The organism is Streptomyces sp. NPDC020801, assembly GCF_044334385.1.
In the GTDB taxonomy this organism is placed as follows: domain Bacteria; phylum Actinomycetota; class Actinomycetes; order Streptomycetales; family Streptomycetaceae; genus Streptomyces.
Genome location: NZ_JBIRST010000001.1, coordinates 393092 through 417873, shown reverse-complemented (window position 1 = coordinate 417873; position 24782 = coordinate 393092). Strand labels below are relative to the sequence as shown.

Annotated in this window: 21 protein-coding genes and 1 pseudogene; 8 read left to right on the top strand and 14 right to left on the bottom strand. The window is 70.1% G+C overall.

Going from position 1 to position 24782, the window contains the following annotated elements:
* Window positions 1–79: 79 nt before the first annotated feature.
* Genes ACH4UM_RS01975 through ACH4UM_RS01960 form a run of 4 tightly spaced genes read right to left on the bottom strand, consistent with a single transcriptional unit; the run spans window position 80 to window position 5136 of the window.
* Window positions 80–1387, bottom strand: coding sequence for a hypothetical protein (locus tag ACH4UM_RS01975; protein ID WP_398172494.1), 1308 nt, complete (start codon window positions 1385–1387; stop codon window positions 80–82).
* A 43-nt stretch (window positions 1388–1430) separates the two neighbouring features.
* The gene (locus ACH4UM_RS01970) at window positions 1431–2369 is read right to left on the bottom strand and encodes an N-acetylneuraminate synthase family protein (protein WP_398173568.1); all 939 of its coding nucleotides are present in this window, start codon (window positions 2367–2369) and stop codon (window positions 1431–1433) included.
* Between the two features lie 23 nt (window positions 2370–2392).
* Window positions 2393–3736: a cytidylyltransferase domain-containing protein gene (locus ACH4UM_RS01965; protein WP_398172492.1), complete on the bottom strand. Its 1344-nt coding sequence runs from the start codon at window positions 3734–3736 to the stop codon at window positions 2393–2395.
* 32 nt (window positions 3737–3768) lie between these two features.
* Window positions 3769–5136, bottom strand: a complete 1368-nt coding sequence (locus ACH4UM_RS01960) for a DUF6716 putative glycosyltransferase (protein WP_398172490.1) — start codon at window positions 5134–5136, stop codon at window positions 3769–3771.
* 199 nt (window positions 5137–5335) lie between these two features.
* Here ACH4UM_RS01960 and ACH4UM_RS01955 point away from each other — a divergent pair, with 199 nt between their 5' ends.
* Genes ACH4UM_RS01955 through ACH4UM_RS01945 form a run of 3 tightly spaced genes read left to right on the top strand, consistent with a single transcriptional unit; the run spans window position 5336 to window position 8826 of the window.
* Window positions 5336–6313, top strand: a complete 978-nt coding sequence (locus ACH4UM_RS01955; protein WP_398172488.1) for a glycosyltransferase family 2 protein — start codon at window positions 5336–5338, stop codon at window positions 6311–6313.
* Window positions 6310–7647, top strand: coding sequence for an alpha-2,8-polysialyltransferase family protein (locus tag ACH4UM_RS01950; RefSeq protein ID WP_398172486.1), 1338 nt, complete (start codon window positions 6310–6312; stop codon window positions 7645–7647). The genes ACH4UM_RS01955 and ACH4UM_RS01950 overlap by 4 nt, the downstream gene beginning before the upstream one ends.
* Window positions 7648–7683: 36 nt before the next feature.
* Window positions 7684–8826 (top strand): acyltransferase family protein, encoded by a 1143-nt coding sequence (locus ACH4UM_RS01945; RefSeq protein ID WP_398172484.1) that lies wholly within the window; start codon window positions 7684–7686, stop codon window positions 8824–8826.
* A 36-nt stretch (window positions 8827–8862) separates the two neighbouring features.
* Here the strand turns inward: ACH4UM_RS01945 and ACH4UM_RS01940 are convergent.
* A pseudogene (locus tag ACH4UM_RS01940) lies at window positions 8863–9096 on the bottom strand (LysE family transporter); the annotation flags it as partial.
* A gap of 33 nt (window positions 9097–9129) precedes the next feature.
* Between ACH4UM_RS01940 and ACH4UM_RS01935 the strand changes: the two are divergent.
* Complete coding sequence (locus ACH4UM_RS01935; protein WP_398172482.1) at window positions 9130–10707, top strand: recombinase family protein; 1578 nt, start codon at window positions 9130–9132, stop codon at window positions 10705–10707.
* Window positions 10708–10945: 238 nt separating this feature from the next.
* Here the strand turns inward: ACH4UM_RS01935 and ACH4UM_RS01930 are convergent, their stop codons facing one another.
* The 3 genes from ACH4UM_RS01930 to ACH4UM_RS01920 all read right to left on the bottom strand — a co-directional run bounded on the left by ACH4UM_RS01930 (window position 10946) and on the right by ACH4UM_RS01920 (window position 15007).
* On the bottom strand, window positions 10946–12322 hold the full coding sequence (locus ACH4UM_RS01930) for a replication initiator (RefSeq protein WP_398173566.1): 1377 nt from the start codon (window positions 12320–12322) through the stop codon (window positions 10946–10948).
* 1075 nt (window positions 12323–13397) lie between these two features.
* Window positions 13398–13760, bottom strand: coding sequence for a hypothetical protein (locus ACH4UM_RS01925; RefSeq protein WP_385166400.1), 363 nt, complete (start codon window positions 13758–13760; stop codon window positions 13398–13400).
* Entirely contained in the window at window positions 13757–15007 is a 1251-nt protein-coding gene (locus ACH4UM_RS01920) for a helix-turn-helix transcriptional regulator (protein WP_398172480.1), read from the bottom strand. The genes ACH4UM_RS01925 and ACH4UM_RS01920 overlap by 4 nt, the downstream gene beginning before the upstream one ends.
* Window positions 15008–15197: 190 nt before the next feature.
* Here ACH4UM_RS01920 and ACH4UM_RS01915 point away from each other — a divergent pair, with 190 nt between their 5' ends.
* The 3 genes from ACH4UM_RS01915 to ACH4UM_RS01905 all read left to right on the top strand — a co-directional run bounded on the left by ACH4UM_RS01915 (window position 15198) and on the right by ACH4UM_RS01905 (window position 16720).
* The gene (locus tag ACH4UM_RS01915) at window positions 15198–15548 is read left to right on the top strand and encodes a hypothetical protein (protein WP_398172478.1); all 351 of its coding nucleotides are present in this window, start codon (window positions 15198–15200) and stop codon (window positions 15546–15548) included.
* A 363-nt stretch (window positions 15549–15911) separates the two neighbouring features.
* Complete coding sequence (locus ACH4UM_RS01910) at window positions 15912–16142, top strand: DUF397 domain-containing protein (RefSeq protein WP_365291573.1); 231 nt, start codon at window positions 15912–15914, stop codon at window positions 16140–16142.
* Window positions 16143–16219: 77 nt separating this feature from the next.
* The gene (locus tag ACH4UM_RS01905; protein WP_398172476.1) at window positions 16220–16720 is read left to right on the top strand and encodes a hypothetical protein; all 501 of its coding nucleotides are present in this window, start codon (window positions 16220–16222) and stop codon (window positions 16718–16720) included.
* A gap of 382 nt (window positions 16721–17102) precedes the next feature.
* Here ACH4UM_RS01905 and leuE read toward each other — a convergent pair whose 3' ends face one another.
* Together leuE and ACH4UM_RS01895 are read right to left on the bottom strand one after the other, a co-directional pair.
* A complete protein-coding gene (gene leuE / locus ACH4UM_RS01900) occupies window positions 17103–17762 on the bottom strand; it encodes a leucine efflux protein LeuE (protein ID WP_398172474.1) in 660 nt (219 codons plus the stop codon).
* Between the two features lie 179 nt (window positions 17763–17941).
* Window positions 17942–19522 (bottom strand): methylmalonyl-CoA mutase, encoded by a 1581-nt coding sequence (locus tag ACH4UM_RS01895; protein ID WP_398172472.1) that lies wholly within the window; start codon window positions 19520–19522, stop codon window positions 17942–17944.
* A gap of 275 nt (window positions 19523–19797) precedes the next feature.
* Here ACH4UM_RS01895 and ACH4UM_RS01890 point away from each other — a divergent pair, with 275 nt between their 5' ends.
* Window positions 19798–20652, top strand: coding sequence for a L,D-transpeptidase family protein (locus ACH4UM_RS01890; RefSeq protein WP_398172470.1), 855 nt, complete (start codon window positions 19798–19800; stop codon window positions 20650–20652).
* 388 nt (window positions 20653–21040) lie between these two features.
* Here ACH4UM_RS01890 and ACH4UM_RS01885 read toward each other — a convergent pair whose 3' ends face one another.
* The 4 genes from ACH4UM_RS01885 to ACH4UM_RS01870 all read right to left on the bottom strand — a co-directional run bounded on the left by ACH4UM_RS01885 (window position 21041) and on the right by ACH4UM_RS01870 (window position 24671).
* Complete coding sequence (locus ACH4UM_RS01885) at window positions 21041–22159, bottom strand: extensin (RefSeq protein ID WP_398172468.1); 1119 nt, start codon at window positions 22157–22159, stop codon at window positions 21041–21043.
* Entirely contained in the window at window positions 22159–22821 is a 663-nt protein-coding gene (locus ACH4UM_RS01880) for an RNA polymerase sigma factor (RefSeq protein ID WP_398172466.1), read from the bottom strand. The genes ACH4UM_RS01885 and ACH4UM_RS01880 overlap by 1 nt, the downstream gene beginning before the upstream one ends.
* A gap of 407 nt (window positions 22822–23228) precedes the next feature.
* The gene (locus ACH4UM_RS01875; RefSeq protein WP_398172464.1) at window positions 23229–23993 is read right to left on the bottom strand and encodes a hypothetical protein; all 765 of its coding nucleotides are present in this window, start codon (window positions 23991–23993) and stop codon (window positions 23229–23231) included.
* A gap of 60 nt (window positions 23994–24053) precedes the next feature.
* Entirely contained in the window at window positions 24054–24671 is a 618-nt protein-coding gene (locus tag ACH4UM_RS01870) for an RNA polymerase sigma factor (protein ID WP_398172462.1), read from the bottom strand.
* Between the last annotated feature and the right edge of the window lie 111 nt (window positions 24672–24782).

Genomic DNA, 24782 nt, shown 5'->3' with positions numbered 1-24782 from the left:
CAGACCGCGGCGCGGGCCGTCAGCCAGGCACAGACCGCGGCGCGAGCCGTCGGCCGGGCACAGACCGCGGCACAGGCCGTCAGCCGGCGTAGGCCGTGCGGGCGAGCCGGTGCACGTCCCGGGCGGTGCCGGTCACCCCGGACAGGAAGCCCTGGGCCCGGGGCGAGGCGTGTGCCGTGAGCCAGCTCGGGTCGATGTCGCAGACGGCGACGCGGACCTCGGTGCCGGCCAGGGCCAGCGGCAGGGTGTGGACGACGGTGGAGGGGAAGCTGAGGATCGTACGGCCGATCGGGCCCCGCCGGGCGATCAGCTCCAGCGGCAGGTCGGGCCGCACGATCTCCAGGCCGGTCTCCACGGCCAGCCGGTGGAGTTTGTCCGCGCTCTCCCGGCGGTGGGCGAAGTAGCGCCGCGCGCCGTGCGCCTTGGCCAGGGTGCGGACGGCGTCCAGGTAGCGGTCGCCGTCGACCACGCCCGTCTCGACGAGGGAGGTGCCGACCAGGTCGGCGCCGGTGATGATGCGGGGCGGGCCGAAGCGGGCGCGGGTCCAGGCGAAGTGGTTGGCGGTGACTGTCACGCCGTCCGGGGTCTCGGCGATCGGCATGGAGGAGAAGACCTCCACCCCGCGGCCGCGGCTCGGGGTCAGCCGGCGGCGGGCGGCGGCCGACACCGGACCGAAGAGCAGGTCCCGGGGGCCGGGGCGGCCGCCCTTGCGGTGCCAGCGCACCAGCCGTTCCCCGCGGGCCAGTTGGGCGACGAACTCCATCGTCGCCGTGCCGTCGTCCACGACCACGAGGTCGCGTGCCTTCGTGATCGTCAGCAACAGCTGTACATAACGGGAGAACGGATCCCCCATCACCACGCGGTCCGCCCGCCGCAGCAGGGGTGTCAGTCCGCCGATCGTCTGGAACGGCGCCGCCGCCCCGCCCCGGGCCTCCTCCCAGCGCACCTCGTGCCCCTCGTCCCGCGCCAGTTCGGCCATGCGCCGCAGTTGCCCGCGGGTCATGGGGTCGGTCGGCGCCAGGACGACGAGGGTGAGCTGGACACCGGCTTGGGGCGAAGGCGAAAGGGACGGGGCGGGTGCGGGGACCGGGTCCGAGGGGCCCCTCGCACCGGGCCCGACCGTACGCCTGGTCTGGGCCGGGACCAGCCCCGTGCCGGCGCCGTTCCCCGCACGGTCCCCCGCACCGTCCCGGCCGCCGCCCGGAGCCTGCCCGCCCCCTGCCCGGCCGTCCTGGCCGCCGCCGGACCGCTCGCGGGGCCCGGGGCGGGTCAGGGCGTGGGTGTGGGCCCATTCCAGTGCGTTCAGCAGCTGTACCGGACTCTCGACGAAGGCGAGGGTGCGGGCGGTGTGGGGGGCGGGGCCCAGCGACCCGGCGCGGGGGCTCATCGGGATACGACCGTCCCGTCGTGAGGGGCTCGGATGGCCCGGGTCAGACCGCGACCGGCTCGCCCGCCGCCGCGGCGATCTCCGCCTCGGCGACGACGCCGGTGACACGGCGCAGCTTCTTCATCGGGCCGAGCTCGGACTCGTAGACCTTCTTCACACCGTCGCCCAGCGAGGCCTCGATCGTGCGGATGTCGCGGACGAGGCGCTGCAGGCCCTGCGGCTCCACCGAGGCCGCCTGGTCCGAACCCCACATCGCGCGGTCCAGGGTGATGTGGCGCTCGACGAAGACCGCGCCCAGGGCGACGGCGGCCAGCGTGGTCTGCAGGCCGGTCTCGTGGCCGGAGTAGCCGATCGGAACGTTCGGGTACTCCCGCTCCAGGGTGTTGATGACCCGCAGGTTCAGCTCGTCGGCCTTCGCCGGGTAGGTCGAGGTGGCGTGGCAGAGCAGGATGTTGTCGCTGCCCAGGACCTCGACCGCGTGGCGGATCTGCTTCGGGGTCGACATGCCGGTGGAGAGGATGACCGTACGGCCGGTCGCCCGCAGCGCGCGCAGCAGTTCGTCGTCCGTCAGGGAGGCGCTCGCCACCTTGTGGGCCGGCACGTCGAACTTCTCCAGGAAGGCGACGGCCCCGGTGTCCCACGGGGAGGCGAACCAGTCGATGCCCCTCTTCCTGCAGTAGGCGTCGATCTGGCGGTACTCGTCCTCGCCGAACTCCACGCGGTGGCGGTAGTCGATGTAGGTCATCCGGCCCCAGGGGGTGTCGCGCTCGATGTCCCACTGGTCGCGCGGGGTGCAGATCTCGGGGGTGCGCTTCTGGAACTTCACGGCGTCGCAGCCGGCCTCGGCGGCCGCGTCGATCAGCTTGAAGGCGTTCTCGATGTCGCCGTTGTGGTTGATGCCGATCTCGCCGGTGATGTAGACGGGGCGGCCGGGGCCGGCCTCGCGCGTTCCGAAGGTGCGGATGCGGGAGCTGGGGTTCACAGTGCTCATGGCAGGAGATGTCCTTACTTGGTGAGGGAGTCGAGAGAGGGGCCGAGGATCCAGCTGGCGATCTCCCGGATCGCGCCGTCGCCACCGGGGAGGGTGGTGACCGCGCGTGCGGCGCCGCGCACGACGTCGTGGGCGCTCGCGACCGCCACGGGCCAGCCCACGAGGGCGAAGCACGGGAGGTCGTTGACGTCGTTGCCGACGTAGAGCACGCGCTCCGGCGCGATGCCCTGCTCCTCGCACCACTGCTTCAGCGCGAGGTCCTTGCGGTCGATGCCGTGCAGCACGGGAAGCCTCAGCTTCCGGGCGCGGGCGGCGACGACCGGGTTCCGTTCCGTGGACAGGATCAGCATCTTCAGGCCGCTGCGTCGCAGGGCCGCGATGCCGAGGCCGTCCCCGCGGTGCACGGAGACGAACTCCCGTCCGTCGGAGTCGATCAGCACCCGGTCGTCGGTCTGGGTGCCGTCGAAGTCGAGTACGACCGCGTCGATGTCCTCGGCGGCCGGGAGCGGACCGATGGGGGTGCCCCCTGCCCGGGAGGAGCCGGGAGCCCGGGGGAGGTCCGCGTCGAAGAGGGGGGCCAGGGCCCGGGCGCGGGCGAGGTCGTGCGGGTCGTCGATCTCCAGCACCCGTGCGGGGTCGGTGCGGACGAGGTCGGTGCGGCCGAAGAAGCGGTGCCCGTGCTCGCGGAAGCCGGTGGCGTCCATCGCGTAGGCAGCGCCGGTCTCCAGCAGGTCCTGCGGACGGTCCTGGCGGCGCGGGCGGAAGGACTTGTCGTGGTTGACGCCGTAACCGCCCCCCGTCGCAGTGGAGTTGGCGACGCTCACCGCGCCCGCGACGGCGGTCGTGGACCGCGTGCCGCCGACCGCCGGGTCGTCCGCCGCGTCCCGCCACACGAAGCCGTGGAAGGGCGCCACGGTCACCGCGGTGTCCGCGCCGTTCTCGGCGACGGCGGCGGCCACCGCGTCGACGTCCTCGCGGACCAGGAACGGGCTGGTGCACTGCACGAGCAGCACGACGTCGACCGGGGAGCCGTGCAGCGCCTCGTGGGCGTCCAGGGCGTGCAGGACGGCGGCCTCGGAGGTGGCGGTGTCGCCGGCGATGACGGACGGCCGCAGCACCACCTCGGCGCCGGCCCGGCGGGCGGCGGCGGCGATGGCCTGGTCGTCGGTGGAGACGACGACGTCGGTCACCAGCCGGGCCGACCGGCACTCGCGTACCGCCCGGGCCACCAGCGGGACGCCGCCGACGGGGGCGAGGTTCTTCGCGGGGACGCCCTTGGAACCGCCCCGCGCGGGGATCACCGCGAGCACGCGGCGTACCGAAGCGCCGTGCGCGGTCTCCGGGTTGGCGTTGGACATGGGCTCCACTCCTTGAGGTGGGATCCGGTCGCTCACAGCTCCCCCATCCGCCGGATCACGGGCGCCACGCGCTGCACGCCGTGGCGGTAGGCGCCGCGGGCCGCACGGCGGACGAGCTGCCGGACCGGGCCCGGCTCCCTGCCGGCGGCCGGGGCGCCCGGCAGCGGGGTCCCGTCGGGGCCGAGGTGATGACGGGCGAGGATGCCCGGCAGATAGCCGGGCGCGGTGGTGTGCGTGTAGTAGGGGGCCAGCGGGGGCAGTCCACCGGGGGCCGCCAGCAGCTCGGCGATGCGCTCGCGGGCGGCGTCGAAGGCCGTGGCGTACGACCCTCCTTCGGGACCCCCGGCGGCGACGCCCTGCCGGGCCACCCACTCGGTGTCGGGCGCCGGACGGTGGCCGGCGTCCAGCTGGTCCCAGGAGGCCAGGCAGCCGGAGCCGACGAAGTGGTGGTTGCCGAGCGCCTCGCGCACGCCCAGGTCGGTGAGGACGACGGTGGGGATGCGGCGGTGCAGGGACTCCAGGGCGGCGGTGGAGCTGACCGTGACCAGCAGGTCGGTGCGGTCCAGCACCTCGCCCATGTGCCCGTACACCAGGTGGAAGTTGGGCGGCAGGCCGGTCCCGGCCCGCTGCGCCAGCTTCTGGTACGGCAGCTCCTCGAGGTGCGTGGTGTGCTCGCCCGGCCTGGAGCGCAGCTTGAGCAGCACCTCGCGGTCCGGGTGCAGCCGTGCGTGCCGGATCAGCCGGTTCAGCAGGTAGGTACGGTCCTCGCGGCTCTCCGGGACGGAGGGCTGCGCGGCGAACACCACGGTGTGGGGGGCGCGTTCACCGGCGTAGGGGGCACCGCCCAGGAAGGGCAGCGCCACCTCGGTGACCGCCGAGGCGTCGGCACCCACTCCCCCGTACACGGCCCGGAAACGGTCCGCGTCCTGACGGGAGTTGGCGAGCACCAGGTCGGCGCCGTGCCGCAGCAGCAGTCCGTCGGCGAGCTTCTCGTAGACGACGCCGACATAGCCGGTGACGACGACGGGCCTGCCGCCGCGGTCCTGCCACGCCCGGTTCAGCCCGTGCAGCATCGCCTGCACGCCGCCGCCGACGAGGGCGAGGACGATGACGTCGTACGGGTCCTCGCCCGCGGCGCTCTCGCCCATGGCGCGCAGGAACTCGACGGCGGTCACCTCGCGGAGCGAGTCCGCGCGGACGCCGACCTCCGTCAACTGGCGGGCGGTGGGGGTGGCTCGGCCCCGCAGGAGGTAGCCGTCGAGGCGGATGTCCGGTTCACCCGAGTGGGTGGAGGCGTCGGTGGAAACGATGCGGTTCGCAGTGAGCGCGCCCCATTTCCACCGGGTGTCGGAATCCGCGAGAACGGCAACTCGCCGGGCCTTCGTCGCACTTGCTGGCACGCCGAAGACCGTAGGAAGGCATTTCTAGGTTCCGCCCAACCCGAATCCAACAAACGGTTAACAGCGCACCGCCGAATGGCGAATCGAGGCCGGATCGACCTGGAAAAAGGTCCGGTTCACGGCATCGCCACGCGTCGTTCACCCAAGGTCAAACTGCGGGTAAAGACGCAGGCGGGGGCCGACCCCTAACGTCACTTCCGTGGTCAAGCTCTCCGTCATCGTGCCGTTCTACAACGTGCAGCAATACGCGCCCGACACCTTGAAGAGTCTGCGGGCGAATGCGCGTGACGACTTCGAATTCATTCTTGTCGACGACTGTTCGCGCGACGAGACCCCCGACATTCTCGCGCGCGCGGAGCGCGAGTTGCCGGGGGCGGTTCATGTCAGACACCAGCGGAACGGAGGGCTGGCGACCGCGCGCAACACCGGAATCGACAAGGCACGCGGCGAGTACCTGACGTTCCTGGACGGCGACGACTGGCTCGCCCCCGGCTACTACCCGCGGCTCCTCGCCGCGATCGAGGAGCTGGGCTGCGACTTCGTGCGTACCGACCATGTGCAGTGCACCGCGCGGGCACGCACCATCCACCGCGTCCCGCACGGCCGGCGCGGTGTGGTGCTGGACCCGCGGGCGGCGATACTGCCCGCCGACCGCTCCACGCCGGTCGACTACCCCTACGCCTGGGCGGGCATCTACCACCGCCGGCTGGCCGACCGGGGTTTGCTGCACTTCACCCACGGGCTGCGCACCGCCGAGGACCGGCCCTGGATCTGGAAGCTGCACCGGGAGGCTGAGTCCTTCGCCGCGGTGGGCCTGCTCGGGGTCCACTACCGGCGCGGGGTCGCCTCCTCGCTGACCCAGATCGGGGATGTGCGCCAGCTCGACTTCATCCGCGCCTTCGACCAGGTCGTCGAGGAGACGGCGAAGGACCGGGAGGCGGACCGGCTGCTGCCCAAGGCCGTCCGTACGTACTGCGCGATCATCTCCCATCATCTGGGCTCCATCGAAAGGTTCGAGCCGCCCGTGGCACGGAAACTCAAGTCACTCGGCGCGGCGGCCCTGCGCCGTATGCCGCAGGACGTCCTCGACGAGGCACTGGACTCCATGGACGTCCAGCGCGCGACCCGGCTGCGCAGGCTCCGCCGCCGCCCCGCCGCGACGGGAGCCGCCGCGTGACCACGCAGATCTTCCAGGCGTCGACGCTGTACGGCACCGCCACGCTCGCCGCCGCCCTCGACTCCGACTGCTTCGGCCCCGCCGACCGCCGCATCCTGCTGGTCTGCAACAACGCGGCGACGCCCGAGACGGCCCCCGGTCTGGACGGGATGCCGGGCTTCGAGCGGCTGCGGGAGCGGTTCGACGACGTGGTGTCGTGGAACGAGACCATCTCCCCCTTCCACCCGGGCGGCTGGGCACCGCGCCCGGACGACGTCCCGCTGTGGGAGCGGCACCTGAGGCTGCTGTGGAACCTCGGCGACGACGGCGTCGAGCTGGCCGTCGAGTCGATCCAGGTCAACCCGGCACTCGGCCTCTGCCAGATCTTCACCGGCGCGCCCGTCACCGTCTACGCCGACGGCCTGATGAGCTACGGACCCACCCGCAACAAGATCGACCCGCTGGTCGGCACCCGCATCGACCGACTGCTGCACCTGGACCTGGTGCCGGGTCTGAGGCCCGTGCTGCTCACCGAGTTCGGTGTCGAGCCGGAGATCGTGCCGACCGACGCCTTCGTGAAGGTGCTCGCCGACCTCGGCGACACCGGCGACGAGCTGCCCGGGGTGGCGGGCGAACCGGCCCTGCTGCTCGGCCAGTACCTCTCCGCGCTGGAGATCCTCACCCCCGAGGAGGAGGAGGCGCTGCACGTCCGGATGCTGAAGGGCGCGGTCGCGCTCGGTCACACCCGGGTGGTCTTCAAGCCGCACCCCTCGGCCCCGGCCCGCTGGTCGCGGACGCTGGAGAGGGAGGCCGAGCGGTTGGGCGCCGACCTCACGGTGCTCGACACCCCCGTCCTCGCCGAGGTGCTCTACCAGCGGATGCGTCCCGCGCTGGTCGTCGGCTGCTTCTCCACCGCGCTGCTCACCGCCGCCGCGCTGTACGGGCTGCCGGTCGCCCGCACCGGCACCGGCACGCTGCTGGAGCGCCTGACGCCGTACGAGAACAGCAACCGCGTCCCGGTGACGATCGCCGACGCGACCCTGCCCGACCTGGGTGACGCCGCGGCCGTCGGCGAACAGCGGCAGGGCATGGACGTCGCCGCGCTGTCCGAGCTGATCAGGGCCGTGTCCTTCGCGATGCAGCCGAAGATCTACCCGGATCTGCGCCCGGCCGCCGAGCGGTATCTCGCCGCGCACCTCGGCCCGCGTAACCGGCGCTACTTCAAGCGCCGCCGCCTCACCTCCCTGGCACTGCCCGGCGGGGTCCCCGCCCAGCTGGCCTTCATCCCGCGCAACGCGACCGTACGGCGCGTGGCCCGCCGGGCGCGCTCGCTGGGGCGCGCGGTGGGCCGCTGACCCCGGTGTCCTGAGCCGACGACGAGAGGAAAGCTCGTGATGGACACGCCCGCGGACACCCGAGGGACCGCGACCGGCACAGTGGTACGCCCGTTGCCGGTCCCCCCGCCGGCCGGGCGCGGTCAGGCCCGGCTGCGCGCGCTGGACGGGCTGCGTCTGGTGGCCGCGCTGATGGTGGCGGCCTACCACTACGGCGGCCGGGACGGCGAGGTCACCCGTGCCTGGGGCAGCTCGCCGCGCCACCAGTTCCCCGTGCTGCACTCCTACTTCGCCTACGGCTGTCTGGGTGTGCAGGTGTTCTTCGTCATCAGCGGCTTCGTCATCTGCATGAGCGGCTGGGGCCGTCCGCTCCGGTCCTTCTTCGCCTCCCGCGCCGCCCGGCTGCTGCCCGCCTACTGGGTGGCGATCGTCCTGGTCACGGCGGTCTTCGCGCTGCCGGTGGTGGCGTACAAGGCGGTCTCGCCCTCGGACGCGCTGGTGAACCTGACGATGCTCCAGCAGCCGCTCGGGGTCGACCGGGTGCTGGGCGTGTGCTGGACCCTGTGGTGCGAGGTCCGCTTCTACGCCCTCTTCGCGCTGTGCATCGTGCTGCCCGGCGCGAACAGGCGGCGCGTGATCCTGTTCTGCGCCTGCTGGACGCTCGCCTCCGCGATCGCACAGGGGGCGAAGATGCCGCTGCTGGACATCGTCCTGATGCCCGAGTACACGCCGTACTTCGTCGGCGGCATCGGCCTCTACCTCGTGCACCGCGACCGGCGGGACGCCTACGCCTGGGGCATCGTGGCGGTGAGCTGGCTGATCGGCCAGCACTACGCCGTCCAGCGGCTGTGGCACACGCCGGCGGTCCACGGGTTCTCCTACCGCTCCTCCTTCGGCATCATGCTCGTCGTCACCCTCGGCTTCCTCGCCGTCGCGGTGATCGCGCTGGGCCGGCTGCACTGGGCGAACTGGCGCTGGCTGACCGTCGCGGGCGCGCTGACGTACCCCTTCTACCTGGTCCACGAGCACCTGGGCTGGGTCGTCATCGGGGCGCTGCACCGGGGGCTGGGCATCCCGTCGTACGGCACGTTCCCACTGACGGTCGCGGCCATGCTGGCCCTGGCCTGGCTGATGAACCGGTACGTGGAGGAGTGGCTCACGCCGAAGCTGCGTACCACGCTGGCGCGGCCACGACCGTAGCCGCCCCCTCGAGCCCCTTCGGGGTGTCCCCTGCGGTTACGCGCTCGCCAGCGACAGCTTCACCGCGAACCCGAGGAACAGCGCGCCCGCCGCCGACGTCACCCACGCCGACAGTCGCTTGCGGCGGCGGAAGGCGGCGGCCAGCCTGGTGCCGCCGAATATCAGCGCGCTGAGGTAGAGGAAGCTGGCCAGCTGGGCGAAGGTGCCGAGGACGACGAAGGAGAGGGCCGGGTAGGCGTAGCCCGGGTCGACGAACTGCACGAAGAACGTTCCAGAGTCCAACTCGGCGTATGCTCAAGCCTCATGACAGCCACACAGACCGCTCCCGAGTGGACCGCTGAAGAACTGACAGAGCTGGCCGAACTCCAGGCCAGGGACCAGGCGTTACCGGAGGACGCGCCTCGCGGGCTCCTGTCGGTGCGACTGTCGATCCTCACGGAGGACACCACCAGCCCGGTACGGCAGGAACTTGACCTTCGCCGCTATGCCATCCGAGAGGGCATCAGGGTTGTCGGCGTGGCTCGGGACCTCGGAGTGTCCGCAACCAAGAAAGCGCCTTGGGAGCGAAAGGAACTCGGGGACTGGCTCAACAACCGTATACCTGAGTTTGACCTCATCCTGTTCTGGAAGTTGGACCGATTCATCAGGCGTATTTCCGACCTACACGAGGTCATCAAGTGGTGCGAGAAGTTCGGGAAGAACCTGGTTTCCCTGAATGACAAACTGGATTTGCCGTCCCCCATGGCTCAGGCAATGGTGACGTTCATTGCAGCAGTCGCGGAGATTGAAGCCGCCAATACCAAGACCCGCGTTTCGTCCCACTGGGAATACACAAAGCAGCAGGACCAATGGCGTATCGGCAAGCCGTCGTACGGTTACAAGACTGCCAGGGTGCGCGGGAAACTCCGCCTAGTACAGGACCCAAAGCAAGCACGAGCGGTGCGCTACATGTACCAAGCTGCAATGCGGGGAGTTCCGGCAAACAGAATTGCCAAGGTTCTGGACAGGGCCAAGGTTCCGACCTACAGCAACCGGAAATGGAACAATCAGCAAGTTCTCAGAACTCTCAGGAATCCTGCCGTTAAGGGGCTTCGTACCGAGGGAGGCACCAAGGCGACCACCTACAAATCCACGCCAGTACTAGACAAGCAGGGCCAGGAAATCAAGGTCACGGATGAACCGATCCTGACTGACGAGGAATTCGAAAACGTACAAGCAGCGCTAGCCACCCGCGCGAAGAACAAGCGTCACCACGAGAAGAATCGCCGCCCCACCAGATTCCTTGGCGTCATGAAGCACCAGTGCGGCAGAAACCTCAACGAAACGAACAACTACAAGACCCTTTCTACTGGCGAAGTGAGGGAGTACAGGTATTTGCGGTGCCCAGAGTGCCGGAAGCCCGGATTCATAATACCGGACCCTGAGCATGCGTACTCGGCTCTGACACAGGCCGTATTTGAGGCCCTGGGGGATTTCGAGGTAATCCGCCGCGAGTACGCACGAGGTGACGAGAATAGGCGTGAACGGAAGCGACTGGAAGAGTCTATCGCCTACTACATGTCCGGATTGGAACCCGGCGGAAGGTTCGACAAGGCCGGGTTCATTCGAGAGAAGGCAGAGACCACGCTAGATGCCCTCATGAACGACTTGGCTAAGGTCGACCCGGAGTCCACAAAGGATAGGTGGATCTACGAAAGCACCGGCATGACCTACAGCCAACATTGGAAGGCCGGCGGGATAGAAGCCATGGAGAAGGACCTACTTAGCGCCGGAATAACTTTCGAACTCGGGAAACAAGACGACGGAGAACTGCTTGGAAAGCTAGTAATTCCGCACGACGTAAAGAAGCGATTGGTCAGAATGGATAACAACTGGAGTTAGTCACACAAGCCCACACCAAAGTCTCACAAACCAAGGATCCCTCTCCCTTGGGAGGGGGATCCTTTCGCATCAATCCTTGGAGGGGTACACCACATCAGCGATTACCGTGCGATTACCATCCTTGTCCTGGATTACGCTTATGACACGCATGCCTCCCCTAAAGGACACAGGCTGACGACGGGAAATCACCTCACCGGAGCACAATTCCCTTTTATTTCCGTTCCCTTCAGTGCGCTCCTCACTCGGCATATTTCCACCCCTCAGCAATCATCTGCTGCCTGATCTCGCGCAGGTTTGCCAGGTCTTCGGCAATACCGAAAGCGAGGTCGGATTCACCGGGGGTGCAGCCGGAGCCGACATACCGCCAGGCCGATTCCGTGACCACGTCCGGGCCATCCATGGGGATGGCGCCCCGACGATGGTCGGCCCGTTCCTCGCGCAGTGCGCCGTACGTGGTGGAGTAACGGCGCGATTTGGTGAGGATGTGGCCCCGGTAGCCGAGGCTGTGAGCCCATGAGCGGAGCCGGAGGTGTTCCAGTTCGGGCAGGCCGCCCAGACGCCAGCAGACGCCCATCAGGGCCCGTACGTGAGGCGTGACCACAGCCGCGCGGATGTCGTCCGGGCTGGTGACGCGGTAGTCCAGTCCGGCGCCGGTCTCGGCGGTTCCCTTGGAGACGTACTTGGCGACGTAGGCGGCGACCGCGTCATCGGAGGGCCCCTCATCGTCGGCGAAGGCCCGGATCGGCCGCACGTCCAACTGCCCGCCGAACACAAGGAGTTCGGTGCCGTAGGCGCCGGATTCCGGGACGCGGACGTTCGCCGCTGCGGCAGCGGCGTGCACGGCGTCGGTGAGGAGTTCGGCCGTGGCCCAGTCCGGGCACGAATCGCCGGCACCGGCCGGACCGTCAAGGCGCACCACCCCATGGAAGTGGAGGGCCGCCCGCTTCTGGTACTCGGCAACCTTGGCGAAGGACACCACCAAGTGATCACGCAGCTTCGAGCGCGGTATGCCTACGGCCGAGGCAAGGTGGCGCCGTACGGCGGTGGTGAACCGGTCCCACAGCCGCCCGGCGTGCGCATGCCACAGCACATGCCCGGTGTAGTCGTAGCAGTCCGCGCAGAGGGGCAGGCCGACCAGCGGGTCATCCTCGGTGTGCACCAGGCCGCAGCCGAGGCGCCGCCCGTGCTCGCAGTGCGGATCATCCCGGCGGGGGCGGCAGTGTTGCCCGTCGCGTACGCGGTGCACCGGACCGAATGACGGAGCAGTCAGGGTGACGAACAGGCGGGGGCGGTCCCGCACCGCAGCGGGAACGTTCTTGCCGCCGGACAGGCCCGCCCGGATCAGCTGGAAGGTGTCGCCCGCGTGCAGGTAGGCGCACGGCTCACAGACCGACGCACGGCGGTTGCGGCAGCGCACAGCCAGCCGCTCACCCGGCTCCCCGGCAGTCGAATAGGAAGAGATCAGCTCACCGGTCAGCGCATCGCGGGTGACCGTGGAGCCGGACAGATAGATCGGGTGGGCACACCCCCCAATGGCCTTGATCTGCTCCAACCAACGCGAAAACAGGGGGTCGTTCGCCAGACGAATGATGTCCCGATCAGCATCGGAGAGCATCCGCAGACGCTTTTCGCGCTCCAGCCCAGCGGAGCGGCTATTGAAAGTAGTCACCTCGTGCGAGGTGTTGAACACAGGGCACCTCCAATACGGACGGACAGGGAGGAGCGCGAGCAGAGACGTAGGCGTGAGTCATGTCTGAAATCTCCTTGGCTTTGACTTGGCTTGAATTGATGCAGAGTCAGAAAATAAGAGCGTGTGTCGAGGCAGCGTGAGAGAACGAAGACAGAGAAGGCAGAAGAAGGCTAAAGGCGTGATATCTGCTGAAGAAAGTCTGTGTCTGTGTCTGAGATTCGCTGAAAGAAGGCTCGTCGCTCGAACGCCCATGATCCCAGAGGCACCCCGGGGGACGCCACCGAATTACGGCCGCACGCAGAGCACTTGAGGCACGGCCGGAGAGAACCCCATGGGGACCGTACCGGGCTGCCTGGGGAGTCTGGTCAGCCGGTTGCGCCCTGGACCATGCACCCAGCGGGAAACGGAAGCGGGCAGCGGTGCAGGGCAGGTGTCGGAATCTGTCTTCACTTCCTCCAGGCGCGCCTTCGGCGCGCCGCCGGGGCGGCTTGCCGCACCCCGGCGCACACCAGGCGACCTGAGAGCGTGAGCCAGCTCCTCACAGCCCACCTTGCCCGCCCCGTCGCCGTGTACGCATGGACCGTGGCTCACGGCCTCCAGACGCCCACAGCGCCGATCCGGCCCACGGTGTTCACCGGCCAGCATCAGGCCCGCTACGGCCAGCGCGCTCACCCATGTGCCCCCAGAACAGGCCACACCGCGCAAACCCTCTGTGGCTGGGGCCGACGGCCTCCGAGGATTTTAGGCAGCCACCATGGGGCAAGCCTCGAAGAACAGGGGGCCGATCGGGCTATTGCGGGCAGGTCCCAAAGACTGCCCGATCCGCTGGCGAGCGTAAGGCCCCCTGTTCACTCGCCCCACGGCAGCTCCAGCCCAAAATCCTCTACGGCCGGCGGCGTGCCAAGAACTGCGCCACTACCCGGGCGAATGGCAGCCTCGCCGAGGCCTTTTTCAACTCCGATTCACGGCTGGGTTGTTTGCGAGCACGAATCGGTAGGCGTTAATTCAGACTGTTCTCAATGGCCTCGAAGATGCCTGAGTCAGTTTCCTTCTGCCAGTCCGGCAGGTCGGGCCAATCGGCTACGTACCCCGGCTTCGGGTCATTGAAGTGCTTGAACATCTGCGCCGTCCAACACGTCGCGACGAACCGTCCCTTCTGCTCGCGCGACAGGCGGGAGGCATGCCCGGCGCTCAGATTGAGGAAATGGCGAACCTGCTCATACACGGCGCCCGCAGCCTCACGCTCCCATTCAGGCGTCTCTTCCCACGGAGTTACGTAGCTCGGCTTGGGCTCACCAGGGAAGTGCTTCCGCACTCCAGCGATCCACGCCTCGCGAAAGACTCGCGCGCCCTCGGTCGTCATGCCATCCCCTCTCGTGATGCCGTCAGGCTGCCGATCTCGGCCTTCAACTCGGTGATACGCCGGTCGCGCCCCAAGGCGCCCAGCTCGGAAGGCAGGGAATGGAGTCTACGGGCGACGTAGCCGGACCCGGAGGCCCGCGCCAGCCGCAGGGCTTCGAGCCCGTACTGCATGACCCGCTCCAAGTCTTTCCGCTTGGCGCCGATCGCGGCCAGGTCGACAAGTACCGCGCCCCGACGTCGGAAAGAGTGGCCAGCGGCCAGAGGGGCGAGCGTCAGCGCATCCTTCAACGAGGTCTCGGCCAGGCCGAGTCGGTTGAGTTGCAGGTACCGAGCGCCTCGCTCCTCCGCCAAGCGCGAGCCATCGAAGCGCAGCCATCCGCCGTTCGACACCTGGCCGCTCAGGCTGGCCACCTTCTCGGTCTCGTCCAAAGCCTCCTCGCAGGCGTCGAAGTCGCCGAGCCAGGCGAACGCCTCAGCCTGCACGGCTGCGGCCCAGTGCTTGGTCGCAAGGCTGCTGTCTCCACGCAGGGCGACACGACGCGCGGCCCCAAGTGTGTCCGCAGCACGCTTGTAACGGCGCTCGGAGAGGTCTACGTAGGCACTCCGGATGAGGGCGCACGCCCAAAGGTCGTAGGCGCCAGCCTCCTTGCTCGCGCTGGCCGCAAGCGAGTACGAGGCAGCGGCATCGTGGTACCGGTTGGCGTCGAAGGCCAGCTCGCCCGCCAGCTGGAATAGGTCGCCGGCCGCGAAGCAGAGCGTCCCTGTCTGGGCCCGCCCATCGCGCAGCGCATCGTTCAAGGCAGTGAGCTGAGACTGCACTAGCGGGTACACCGAGTGTTTGGCGCGGGCGAGTTGGTAGACCTGCCACAGATGGCCGTTCATGCGCCCGAAGTCGTCGCCGCTGTCCTCCAGGGCCTCCGCCCCGCCCGCAGGTATGGCAGCGACCGCACCGGACACCGCCATGAGGCGCAGAAACTCGCGTCGGATCATCTCGTCTGGGTCCCCTGGGCTGTGGTGGGCACTCGACGCTGACCGTACGGGCTTCGGCTGTACCTCGGCTGAAGTAAGCAACGCATCGAGTTCGTCAAGGTCCATCTGTAACACCTCGGCGACCTTGGGCCGCTGAGGAGGCTGGGGCTTGGATTTGCCCGTCTCCCATCGGCCTACTGTGCGCCGGTCGACGCCTACCGCGAAGGCAAACCCTTCTTGGGTGAGGCCCCGAGCCCTACGCCTGTCGGCGATGCTCATGCAGGCCCCCTTCCCGGGATCTTGCGGTGCCCAACCATGCCGCCTGTCCCATGTCCCAGAGATGTCCCAACACTGGCCCATGAACGCCGTGGTCCGCACGCCTTTCGCGCGGAACGCTGGTCTCCATCCGGTGAAACCGCCGTCAGTCAGCGAGGGACACGCCGTGAAGACCGAGACGAGCAGATTCGAAGTGACAGCGTCGACCGAGGACGGCGTACCGATCGACGTCGAGCTGATCCAGGACAGCACCGACGCCGCCCTCTCGGCGAGGCTCGGCACCTCGACCCGCGCCAGCATCGACGCCAAGACACCGGCCTTGATCGGGCACCTGCAATTGCTCCTCGGTGAGGAACTGGGCGCCGACGACGACGAGCTGGTCATGCAGCAATTCCGCAAGGCGTACTCGCTGCTCGACCTGAAGAACCGCCCCAGCGCGGAGGCCCCGACCTTCACGGCCTACTTCTTCATGCGCGAGGTCGCCGACCTGACGCGCCGGCTGCTGTGGATCTACACCCAGAGGAGCGGGACGAGTGCAGCGTGAGCCCCAAGGCGCAGCAGGTGATTTACGTGATCGCCCTGCTCGGACTCATGGTCGCTCTCGCGGTCGGAATCCTCGCCGGTCCAGAGGGAAGCACAAGCGTCCGCTCGGCTGGCGCCAGTGGCTTCTCCAAGGGCTCCTGATCGCAGCGTCCGTGTCGATCATGGCGGCCTACTGGCAACTCACCACCTGAACATCCGTCCCCGAGGTGACTCCTTGGTCGTTCCCCCACGGCCACACCCCTCGGGGGCGGAGCCAAGCGCCCACCCCGGCCAGGAACAGGAAGGCCGGGCCGGGGTGGGTCGGCAAGTGCACTACGGCGCGGGGACCGCATCTCCGCAACGTTGCACCAGGAAGGACTACCCGATGAACGGCAACCTCTACACCCTGCCGGCGGACGGCGTCGAGACCACGAACTTCTGCGGAGGCCCCTGCACCGAGGGCTGCGTCGACTTCGCCGCGATCCCCGGCGCAGCCGACTCGTACGTGGTCCGCGACTCCAAGCCCGAGGGCGCTGGCAAGGAGCTGCGGTTCACCGCGGCCGAGCTCGACGACTTCGCCCTCGGCTGGGTGAAGAACCGCGGCCTCACCGCCTGACCCTGCTACACCTCTCATCCCCGGCGGGTCGTCCTGCGCGCATCAGGGCGGCCCGCCCTCCCTCTCGGAAGGCGCGCATGAGCTGGACAGGACACTTCCACGGCTACGGCCCGTGGATCGGATCGCCCGACAGCTACCACCGGGAAGGCGACCGGCGGCCTCCGTATCCCGACCCCCCTGCTCCTCCCGCCTCCGACGACGACAAGGTGGCCATCCGCATCCTTCAGCGGTACCGCGAAGTGATGGCTGAGTTCCCGGCCTCGAACCTGCCGCCCATGATGTCCGGGCACTGGCTGATGAAGCGGAACCAGGCGGGCCATGAGCGCAGCTGGACGGACACCACAGCGGCTCTCGACTGGATGGTCAAGCACTTTCTCGACAACCCCCCGATGCAGCGCGAGGACGGGCGTCAGGCGTACGCGAGCCTGGACACGAGACGCGAGTACGCGCTGGATGTCCTGCCGGTCGGCGTCGACGTGAGCTGGGTGTACTACAACCGGCCGGGCAACATCGTCTCGCTCAACCTGGTGTGCTGCCCGAACCGTCACCACCCCGACCTCACATGCCCGCTCGCGTAACGTGTGACAGCCCCGCGCATGACGAAAGCACCCCAACTTGCGCGGGTGGGGGCGGGAGTCGCTCCCGAGATGGCAGCGGTCCACCCAACGAGCATGGAACTGACCCGAGTACTCGTGTCCAAGCACAAACGAAGTAACGAGCGGCTGACCAAGTTGGCCAAGCGGGCCCGTATCACCCTCTGAGCACCGTCACGGTGATCGGCTGCCGCTTCCGCCTACTCGGCCTACTGCCCAGAGCCGCGAACGGGGTGACGGCAGGCTCCTTGGGCTCCTTCTGGAGCCTCTCAGGCAAGCCCAGGGCTCCTAGTGCCCGCTGCTGCTCCTGGGGGCTCATGCGGGCGAACACGGCCGCAGCATCGTCAAGGTGAGACATGCCAGCCCCCTACACGCTTGCCAGAGACAACTTGACGGCGAAGCCGAGGAAGAGCACTCCGGCGGCCGAGGTAGCCCCTGCGCTGAGCCTCCTCCGACGACGGAACGCAGCAGCCAGCCGAGACCCGCCGAAGATGAGCGCAGACAGGTACAACACACTTGCAAACTGGGCGAGTACGCCCAGAGTCACGAAGCCCACGACCGGGTTGGACTCTGACACGAACTGCACGAAGAAGGCGACGAAGAACAGGATCGCCTTGGGGTTGAAGAGGCTGATGACGAGCGCGCGGCGGTACGGCCGCTCGTCGGCCCGGCCGCGGGCGGCGGCCGGGCCCTCCTCCAGGTCCTCCAGGACCTTCTCCCGCCGCGTCCGCCACATCCCCCAGGCGGCCCTGAGCATCCCGATGGCCAGCCATGTCAGATATCCGGCGCCGGCGTACTTCACGCTCCCGAAGAGCACGGCGTTCGCCTTGAGCAGGGAGGCGACCCCGGCCGCCGACAGCGTCATCAGCACGGCGTCCCCGCACCAGACGCCGGCCGCGGCGGTGTACCCGGCCCGGACGCCGCGCCGGGCGGCGACGGACAGCACGTAGAGCGAGTTGGGCCCGGGGAGCAGGACGATGAGGACGAGACCCGCCAGGTAGGTGGGGAGATCGATGACGCCGAACATGGAAAGGAGTGTCGCACAGGGGTACGACACCGCCGTCCGGGTCGGTCGTGGAGTCAGCCGTCGCCGTCGAGGAGGGTGCCGACGGACAGCTCGAGGTCCTTCCGGGAGCGCTCTCCACGAGAGCGGCCGGGAACGGAGGGTTTCCGCCCCCGATCACCCATTCGAAGGAGTCGTCCGGGTCAGAACGCATCCGACGGCACGTAGTTCCCCCAGACCTCCCGCAGCGCGTTGCACACCTCGCCCACGGTCGCCCGGGCCTTCAGGGCCTCCTTCATGGGGTACAGGACGTTGTCCTCGCCCTGGGCGGCCTTCTTGAGGGACTCCAGAGCCGTGTCCACCGCCGCCTGGTCGCGTTCGGCGCGCAGCCTGGCCAGGCGCTCGGCCTGCTGGGCCTCGATCGCCGGGTCGACCCGCAGGGGCTCGTACGGCTCCTCCTCGTCGAGCTGGAAGCGGTTGACGCCGACGACGACCCGCTCGCCGGAGTCGGTCTCCTGGGCGATGCGGTACGCGCTGCGCTCGATCTCCTGCTTCTGGAAGCCGTTCTCGATCGCGTTGACCGCGCCGCCGAGGTCCTCGACCTTCTGCATCAGCTCGACGGCGGCCGCCTCGACCTCGTCCGTCATCTTCTCGATGACGTAGGAACCCGCGAAGGGGTCGACCGTCGCGGTCACATCGGTCTCGTACGCCAGGACCTGCTGGGTGCGCAGCGCCAGCCGCGCGCTCTTGTCGGTCGGCAGCGCGATGGCCTCGTCGAAGGAGTTGGTGTGCAGCGACTGGGTACCGCCGAGCACCGCCGCCAGGCCCTGGACGGCGACGCGGACCAGGTTGACCTCGGGCTGCTGGGCCGTCAGCTGCACGCCCGCCGTCTGGGTGTGGAAGCGCAGCATCAGCGACTTGGGGTTCTTCGCGCCGAACTCGTCCCGCATCACCCGCGCCCAGATCCGGCGGGCCGCGCGGAACTTGGCGACCTCCTCCAGGATCGTCGTGCGGGCCACGAAGAAGAACGAAAGACGCGGGGCGAAGTCGTCGACGTCCATGCCGGCCGCGACCGCCGTACGGACGTACTCGATGCCGTCCGCCAGGGTGAACGCGATCTCCTGCGCGGGGGACGCGCCCGCCTCCGCCATGTGGTAGCCGGAGATCGAGATGGTGTTCCACTTCGGGATCTCGGCCTTGCAGTACTTGAAGATGTCGGCGATCAGCCGCAGGGACGGCTTGGGCGGGAAGATGTACGTCCCGCGCGCGATGTACTCCTTCAGCACGTCGTTCTGGATCGTGCCGGTCAGCTTGCCGGCCGGGACTCCCTGCTCCTCCGCCACCAGTTGGTACAGCAGCAGGAGCAGCGCCGCCGGGGCGTTGATCGTCATCGACGTCGACACCTTGTCCAGCGGAATGCCGCCGAACAGCACCCGCATGTCGTCGACGGAGTCGATGGCCACGCCGACCTTTCCGACCTCGCCGTGCGCGATCGGCGCGTCGGAGTCGTGGCCCATCTGGGTCGGCAGGTCGAAGGCGACCGACAGGCCCATCGTGCCGTTGGCGATCAGCTGCTTGTAGCGGGCGTTGGACTCCGTGGCCGTACCGAAGCCCGCGTACTGGCGCATCGTCCAGGGGCGGCCGGTGTACATGCTCGGGTACACGCCACGGGTGAACGGGTACGACCCCGGCTCGCCCAGCTTCTCGGCCGGGTCCCAGCCCTCCAGGGCGTCCGGTCCGTAGACCGGCTCGATGGGCAGCCCGGACTCCGACTCGCGCGCCATGGTGTGTGCCTCCGCGTTCTGAATTACTCGCCAGTTACCCGCCAGTACAGCCGACCCTCGCCACGGACTGTAGCGGCGGCCGTGCGTCGGGTGGAGTGCCCCACGCTGGGACCTTGCTCACAGACCGGTTGTGTCTCCCACTTTGCCCCGTGGTTCACCACCCGTCACGCGTGGGGAGAAATCCCGGGGACGACCCGACCCGGACGGCCCGGGACGGACACGGAGGGGCCCGGTCGGACACGGCCGGCACACCGGTGAGACGGCGGGGGGGCGGTATGCGTATCGGGGGCATGAGGAGATCGACCGCCGCGGTCGCCGCGGCCGTGGCGCTGACGGCGGCAAGCGGCTGTAGGGTGCAGTCGCCCGGCTCGGACGACCGGCACCGCTCGCCGGTGCACATCGAGATCCCGAGCACCCGGCCGCCCGGCAGCCGTGCCCCCGCCGACGACCGGCCGGGTACGGCCCCGTCGAGCACCGCCCCGCCCGGAACGGTGGGCGCACCCGTTCTGTGGTCCCGCGGCGACACCGGCCGGGACGTCCGCGAACTCCAGGCCCGCCTGCGCCAGGTGGACTGGCTCTTCGACGGGCCCACCGGGACCTACGACGACCTGACGGAACAGGCCGTCAGCGGCTTCCAGGGCAAGCGCGGGCTGCCGCGCACCGGCCGGACCGACACCGTCACCTGGCAGCGGCTGCTGGCGATGACGCACGAGCCGGGCCAGTGGGAGCTGTACCTGATGGGCGGTCAGCCGGCCGGCGCACCGGACGCGCGGTGTCTGACCGGGCGGGTGCTGTGCATCGACAAGACCAGCCGCACGCTGCGCTGGATGGTCGGCGGGCGGACGGTCTCGACGATGGCGGTGCGGTTCGGCGCGCAGTACACGCCCACCCGGGAGGGTGTGTTCCGGATCTACTGGAAGTCGCGCCATCATGTGTCGACGATCTATCACTCCCCCATGCCGTACGCGCTGTTCTTCAGCGGCGGCCAGGCCGTGCACTACTCCTACGACTTCGCGGCGCGCGGCTACGCCGGCGGCTCGCACGGCTGCGTCAACGTGAGGGACGAGGCGGCGATCGCGCAGCTGTTCGCGCAGGTGCGGGTGGGGGACAAGGTCGTCGTCCACTGGTGACGCCGTCCGGCGCGAAGCACGGGGGAGAAGGTTCGGGGCGCGGGCGGGACCGGGGGAACGTGTCCCGCCCGCGCCATTTGCACGAGCCGTGGGTACGGGGGGAACCCCGGCTCAGTGCGATGGCCGATGACCAGTCGGCTCACTCATTACTGCGCTGCGGCGGCCAAAAACGTCACACCCCGCGGGGAGAAATTTTCGGAACTCACGAAACCGCAGCTCAGAGCCGCTCGACGGGCTGATTCGGACACGCCGGGAACCGAGGGAAGGACGAGACGAAGGGTGGAGGCGGGAGGGGAAGAGGGAGGAGGGGGAGAGGGAAGGGAGACCCGCGCGGGGCGACGGGCGGAGCAGACGGGCGAGGGGCGCCCGTCTGCTCAGCCGCCGGGCATCACAGCGCGCTGTAGGTGGGGTGCGGAGCGGTTGGCACGGACGTGGCCGTCCGGCCCTGGCGCAGTGGGCCGAAGGGCGGGGGCGTGGTGGCGTCCTGGCCCGGGATGCCGGCCCCTATGTGGCCACCTTCGTCGTCGCCACCCTGGCCGCCGCCCTTGTGCCCATGACCGTTCTGGCCGCCCCGGCCGCTGCCGTCGCCGCCCCTGTTCCCGCCCTTGCCGCTGCCGCCCGCGTCGCCGGAGCGGCCGTCGACCGTCTTCAGGACGTCCTTGCAGTACGTCCACACGCGCGTCGCGCCCCCGGCGGCGCCCTCCAGGACGTGCTTGCGGCCGTAGTCCAGGTCCTTGCCGTCGCGCAGGTCGCGGCAGGCCGCTGCCAGGCGGCTCCAGCGGGAGCCGTGGCCGTCCTGCTCGTCGTCGGTACCGGCGGTGGAGTCGTGGCCGGGGGTGCTGCCGCCGCCGGCGGTGTTCCGGCCGGAGCCGTCGGAGGGGCCCCCCGTGGCGCCGCCGGACGTGACCGTGCCCGCCCCGTGGCTGACGGTGCCGTCCGGCGAGGGCGAGACCAGCGGGCGGTCGGGCGTCGCCTGGGCCGACACGGAGGCGGCGGGGCCGGGTTCGTCGCCGCCGAACGGCGTCGGCAGCACCCCGGTCGTGGCCGCCGCGGCGGCCCCGCCCACCGCGCCGGCGGCGAGCGCCAGGGACAGCGCCAGGCGCACGCGACGGCCCCGGCGGGGACTTCGGGAACGCGGGGAACGCCCGGTGCCCGGGGCGGCGTGCGCGCCGATGCGGACGAGTCCCGCCGGGTCGGCGGTGGCCTCGGCGGCGTCGCCGGTGTCCGGACGGCCGGGGGAGGCCCGGCCGCCGGCCTGCTCCGCGCGCGCCTTGCGGAAGGCGGCGAGCGCGGCGGCCTCGCCGGGCAGTTCGGCCCCGGCCGGCGAGGACCCGGCGGAGAACTTGTCAAAGGGCGCGGCGAAGGGCTCGGCGGACAGTGCCTTCAGTGTCTGAGCGAGGCGTTCGGCCTGGTCACGGACGGTGGGGTCGACGTTGTCCAGTGGCTCTCCGCGCAGCAGGCGCTCCGCCGTATCGCGGTCCAGCCATCGGTACTGCTCGTCGGCCATCACATGTCCTTCTGCGTCCGGGCGCGTGTATGCGTCACACCGGCGGACGTCACCGCGCGGCCACGCGGTTCTCGTGGGGGCGGCAGCGCGTCGAGCGCGCCGGCGGATTCCGGATCGCCACCGAGGAGTTCCGCGAGCCGTTTCAGGCCGCGGTGCGCGGCGGTGCGTACGGCACCGGGCCGCTTGCCGAGCGTCTCGGCGGCGGTCTTGGCGTCCAGGCCCACGACCACGCGCAACACGACGGCCTCGGCCTGGTCCTGCGGGAGCTGGGCGATCAGCGAGAGGGTGCTGCCGGTGGCCAGGGCCTCCATGGCCTCGCCCGCGGTGTCGGACTCCGCCGCCCTGCCGGTCAGTTCCGTTTCGTCGCCGCCGATCGCGGGGCGGCGGCCGCGCATCCGTATGTGGTCGAGCGCGCGGTTGCGGGCGATCCGGGCGGCCCAGCCGCGGAACCGGTCGGCGTCCCCACTGAAGCGCTCGAGGTCGCGGGCTATCTGGAGCCAGGCCTCGGAGGCCACGTCCTCGGCGTCGGGCTCGCCGACCAGCGTGCGTACGTATCCCAGCAGCCGCGGGTGCACGGCGCGGTACACAGTCCGGAACGCGGTCTCGTCCCCGTCCTGTGCCGCAAGCACCGCGGCGGTCAGCTCCGCGTCGTCCCCCAGCACCCGTGGTGCCCTTCCTTGCGCCTGAACCGGCGTCGCTCTCGCGGGCCGGGTTCTCGCCGTCGTGGTTCCTCAATGGATGGTTGCGGTGTTCGAGGCCGCAGCCTGCTGCGGTGGTCATGCGCCGGCCCCGCCCCGGCGCGAAAGGCACGTTACGGCCTGAAACCGTCTGCCGTCCATGACCGTACAACGTGCAACTAACTGATGTGGGGGTGAGGTGTGACAGAAAACGCACCATCGGCGCTGTAGGAAGTACGGGCCGCCGCGCGGCCCGTGCCGCGCGACGGCCGGGGCCTCTCCTGTGGGGGGTGGCGGCCCCGGCCGTTGCCTCGGCGGCACGGGGGTGTGCGTGAAACCGGGCCCGCCGGATGCGGTGCGGGGCTCCGGAGGCGGCAACCGGGCGCGCCGGATCAGCCGTTCTTCCCGCTGCCCCGGCCGGCGTCCTTCGAACGGTTTCTTCGCGGGTCCTGCGGTGTGCCGGTGGCCTTCCCGGCCTTCCCCGTGCCGTCGCCCCTGTCCGCGCCCTTCCCGGCCGCCGCCCGCTCCAGCCGCTGCGCGCAGTAGGCGGTGACGTTCTCCTCGCCGCCCGCGGCCGCGACGAGCCGCTGCCAGGCCGTGGCGCCGAGTGCCTTGCCGCGGCCCTTGACCTGCTCATAGGCGCGGCAGTGCGCCTCGGTGTCCCGGGCGGTGTCCGGACGGCTGGGCGTGGCGGAGGCGCCGGGCGTACGGGAACCGGCCGTGGGCCTCTCCTCGGAGGTGCCGGCTGGGGTGGCGGCGGACGGCGAGGACCGCGGCCCGCCCCCGGGCTCGGCGCCCGGCCACCCGGCGGGGCCGATCGCGGCGACGGCGACACCACCCAGCGTCAGGCTCGCCAGGAACAGGGCGATCGTCGCCTTCACCTCACGGCGGACCCGCCGGCGCTCACGCGGGCGCCAGTCGTCCCGGCGCCGGGTCCGGGCCGCCCGGTCGGCTCCGGCGGCCCGGGCGGCCCGGAACGCCTCCACCGCCCGCTGCTCGGCCGCGGCGTCCAGGGGGCCCACGCGCAGCGCGGCGGCGAGCAGCGCCTCCGGCGGGACACCCGCGTCCCGCGTCCCGGCCACGACCCCTGGCCCGGCACCGTCCGGGTGCACGCGCCGACGGCCGCGTGCACTGCGGTCGCTCTGCCGTTCACCCATGCCCGTATCCACCTCTGTCCGACGGTCGACCCTCCATACGGTTCGGGCCGCCGTTGCCACTCATTTCGACTCCCCCGGCGTCCGGGGACGGTCCTCCGTCACACCTGCCACACCCAGCCGGGCGGCAAGACGCTTCAGCCCCCGGTACGCGGACGTGCGCACCGCGCCGGGCCGCTTGCCCAGGACCCGGGCCGCGGCGGGCCCGTCGAGGCCGATCACGACGCGCAGCAGCACTGCCTCGGCCTGGTCCCGCGGCAGGGCGCGGACGAGTTCGAGGGCCCGCTCGGTGGAGAGGGACTGAAGGACCTGGTCGTGGGCGGTGTGCGGGGCGGGCAGGTCCAGCACGTCCTGCTCCGGCGCCGTCGCCCTGGGACGTACCCGCCGGCGCCGCAGATGGTCCAGGGCGCGATGCCGGGCGATGGTCGCCGTCCACCCCCGGAAGCCGGCCCCGTCCCCCTTGAACCGGCCCAGGTCCCGGGCGATCTCCAGCCAGGCCTCGGACGCCACGTCCTCGGCCTCGTCGCCGACGATCCCGCGGAGATAGCCGAGCAGTCCTGGCTGCACGATCCGGTACGCGAGCGCGAAGGCGGCCTCGTCACCTTCCTGGGCCCGCGCCACCGCCGCGCCCAACTCCCCGTCATACGCCTGCACGCGGCGCGGTTCCCCTCCCTGGCCCAACACTGTCCTCGTTCGTACCGAGCGCCAAGCGAGTTCTGCCGAACCCGCACCGTGCCATACGACCGGCAGTGCGCACGGCCCATGGTCATCAGCGTCGGGCCTCACCGAAGT

Bases quoted from the DNA above. Each gene is read 5' to 3' on its own strand.
- ACH4UM_RS01975 (WP_398172494.1), bottom strand. From the start codon at position 1,387: ATGAGCCCCCGCGCCGGGTCGCTGGGCCCCGCCCCCCACACCGCCCGC.
- ACH4UM_RS01965 (WP_398172492.1), bottom strand. From the start codon at position 3,736: ATGTCCAACGCCAACCCGGAGACCGCGCACGGCGCTTCGGTACGCCGC.
- ACH4UM_RS01935 (WP_398172482.1), top strand. From the start codon at position 9,130: ATGACAGCCACACAGACCGCTCCCGAGTGGACCGCTGAAGAACTGACA.
- ACH4UM_RS01930 (WP_398173566.1), bottom strand. From the start codon at position 12,322: ATGCTCTCCGATGCTGATCGGGACATCATTCGTCTGGCGAACGACCCC.
- ACH4UM_RS01925 (WP_385166400.1), bottom strand. From the start codon at position 13,760: ATGACGACCGAGGGCGCGCGAGTCTTTCGCGAGGCGTGGATCGCTGGA.
- ACH4UM_RS01920 (WP_398172480.1), bottom strand. From the start codon at position 15,007: ATGAGCATCGCCGACAGGCGTAGGGCTCGGGGCCTCACCCAAGAAGGG.
- ACH4UM_RS01910 (WP_365291573.1), top strand. From the start codon at position 15,912: ATGAACGGCAACCTCTACACCCTGCCGGCGGACGGCGTCGAGACCACG.
- ACH4UM_RS01905 (WP_398172476.1), top strand. From the start codon at position 16,220: ATGAGCTGGACAGGACACTTCCACGGCTACGGCCCGTGGATCGGATCG.
- leuE (WP_398172474.1), bottom strand. From the start codon at position 17,762: ATGTTCGGCGTCATCGATCTCCCCACCTACCTGGCGGGTCTCGTCCTC.
- ACH4UM_RS01895 (WP_398172472.1), bottom strand. From the start codon at position 19,522: ATGGCGCGCGAGTCGGAGTCCGGGCTGCCCATCGAGCCGGTCTACGGA.
- ACH4UM_RS01890 (WP_398172470.1), top strand. From the start codon at position 19,798: ATGCGTATCGGGGGCATGAGGAGATCGACCGCCGCGGTCGCCGCGGCC.
- ACH4UM_RS01885 (WP_398172468.1), bottom strand. From the start codon at position 22,159: ATGGCCGACGAGCAGTACCGATGGCTGGACCGCGATACGGCGGAGCGC.
- ACH4UM_RS01875 (WP_398172464.1), bottom strand. From the start codon at position 23,993: ATGGGTGAACGGCAGAGCGACCGCAGTGCACGCGGCCGTCGGCGCGTG.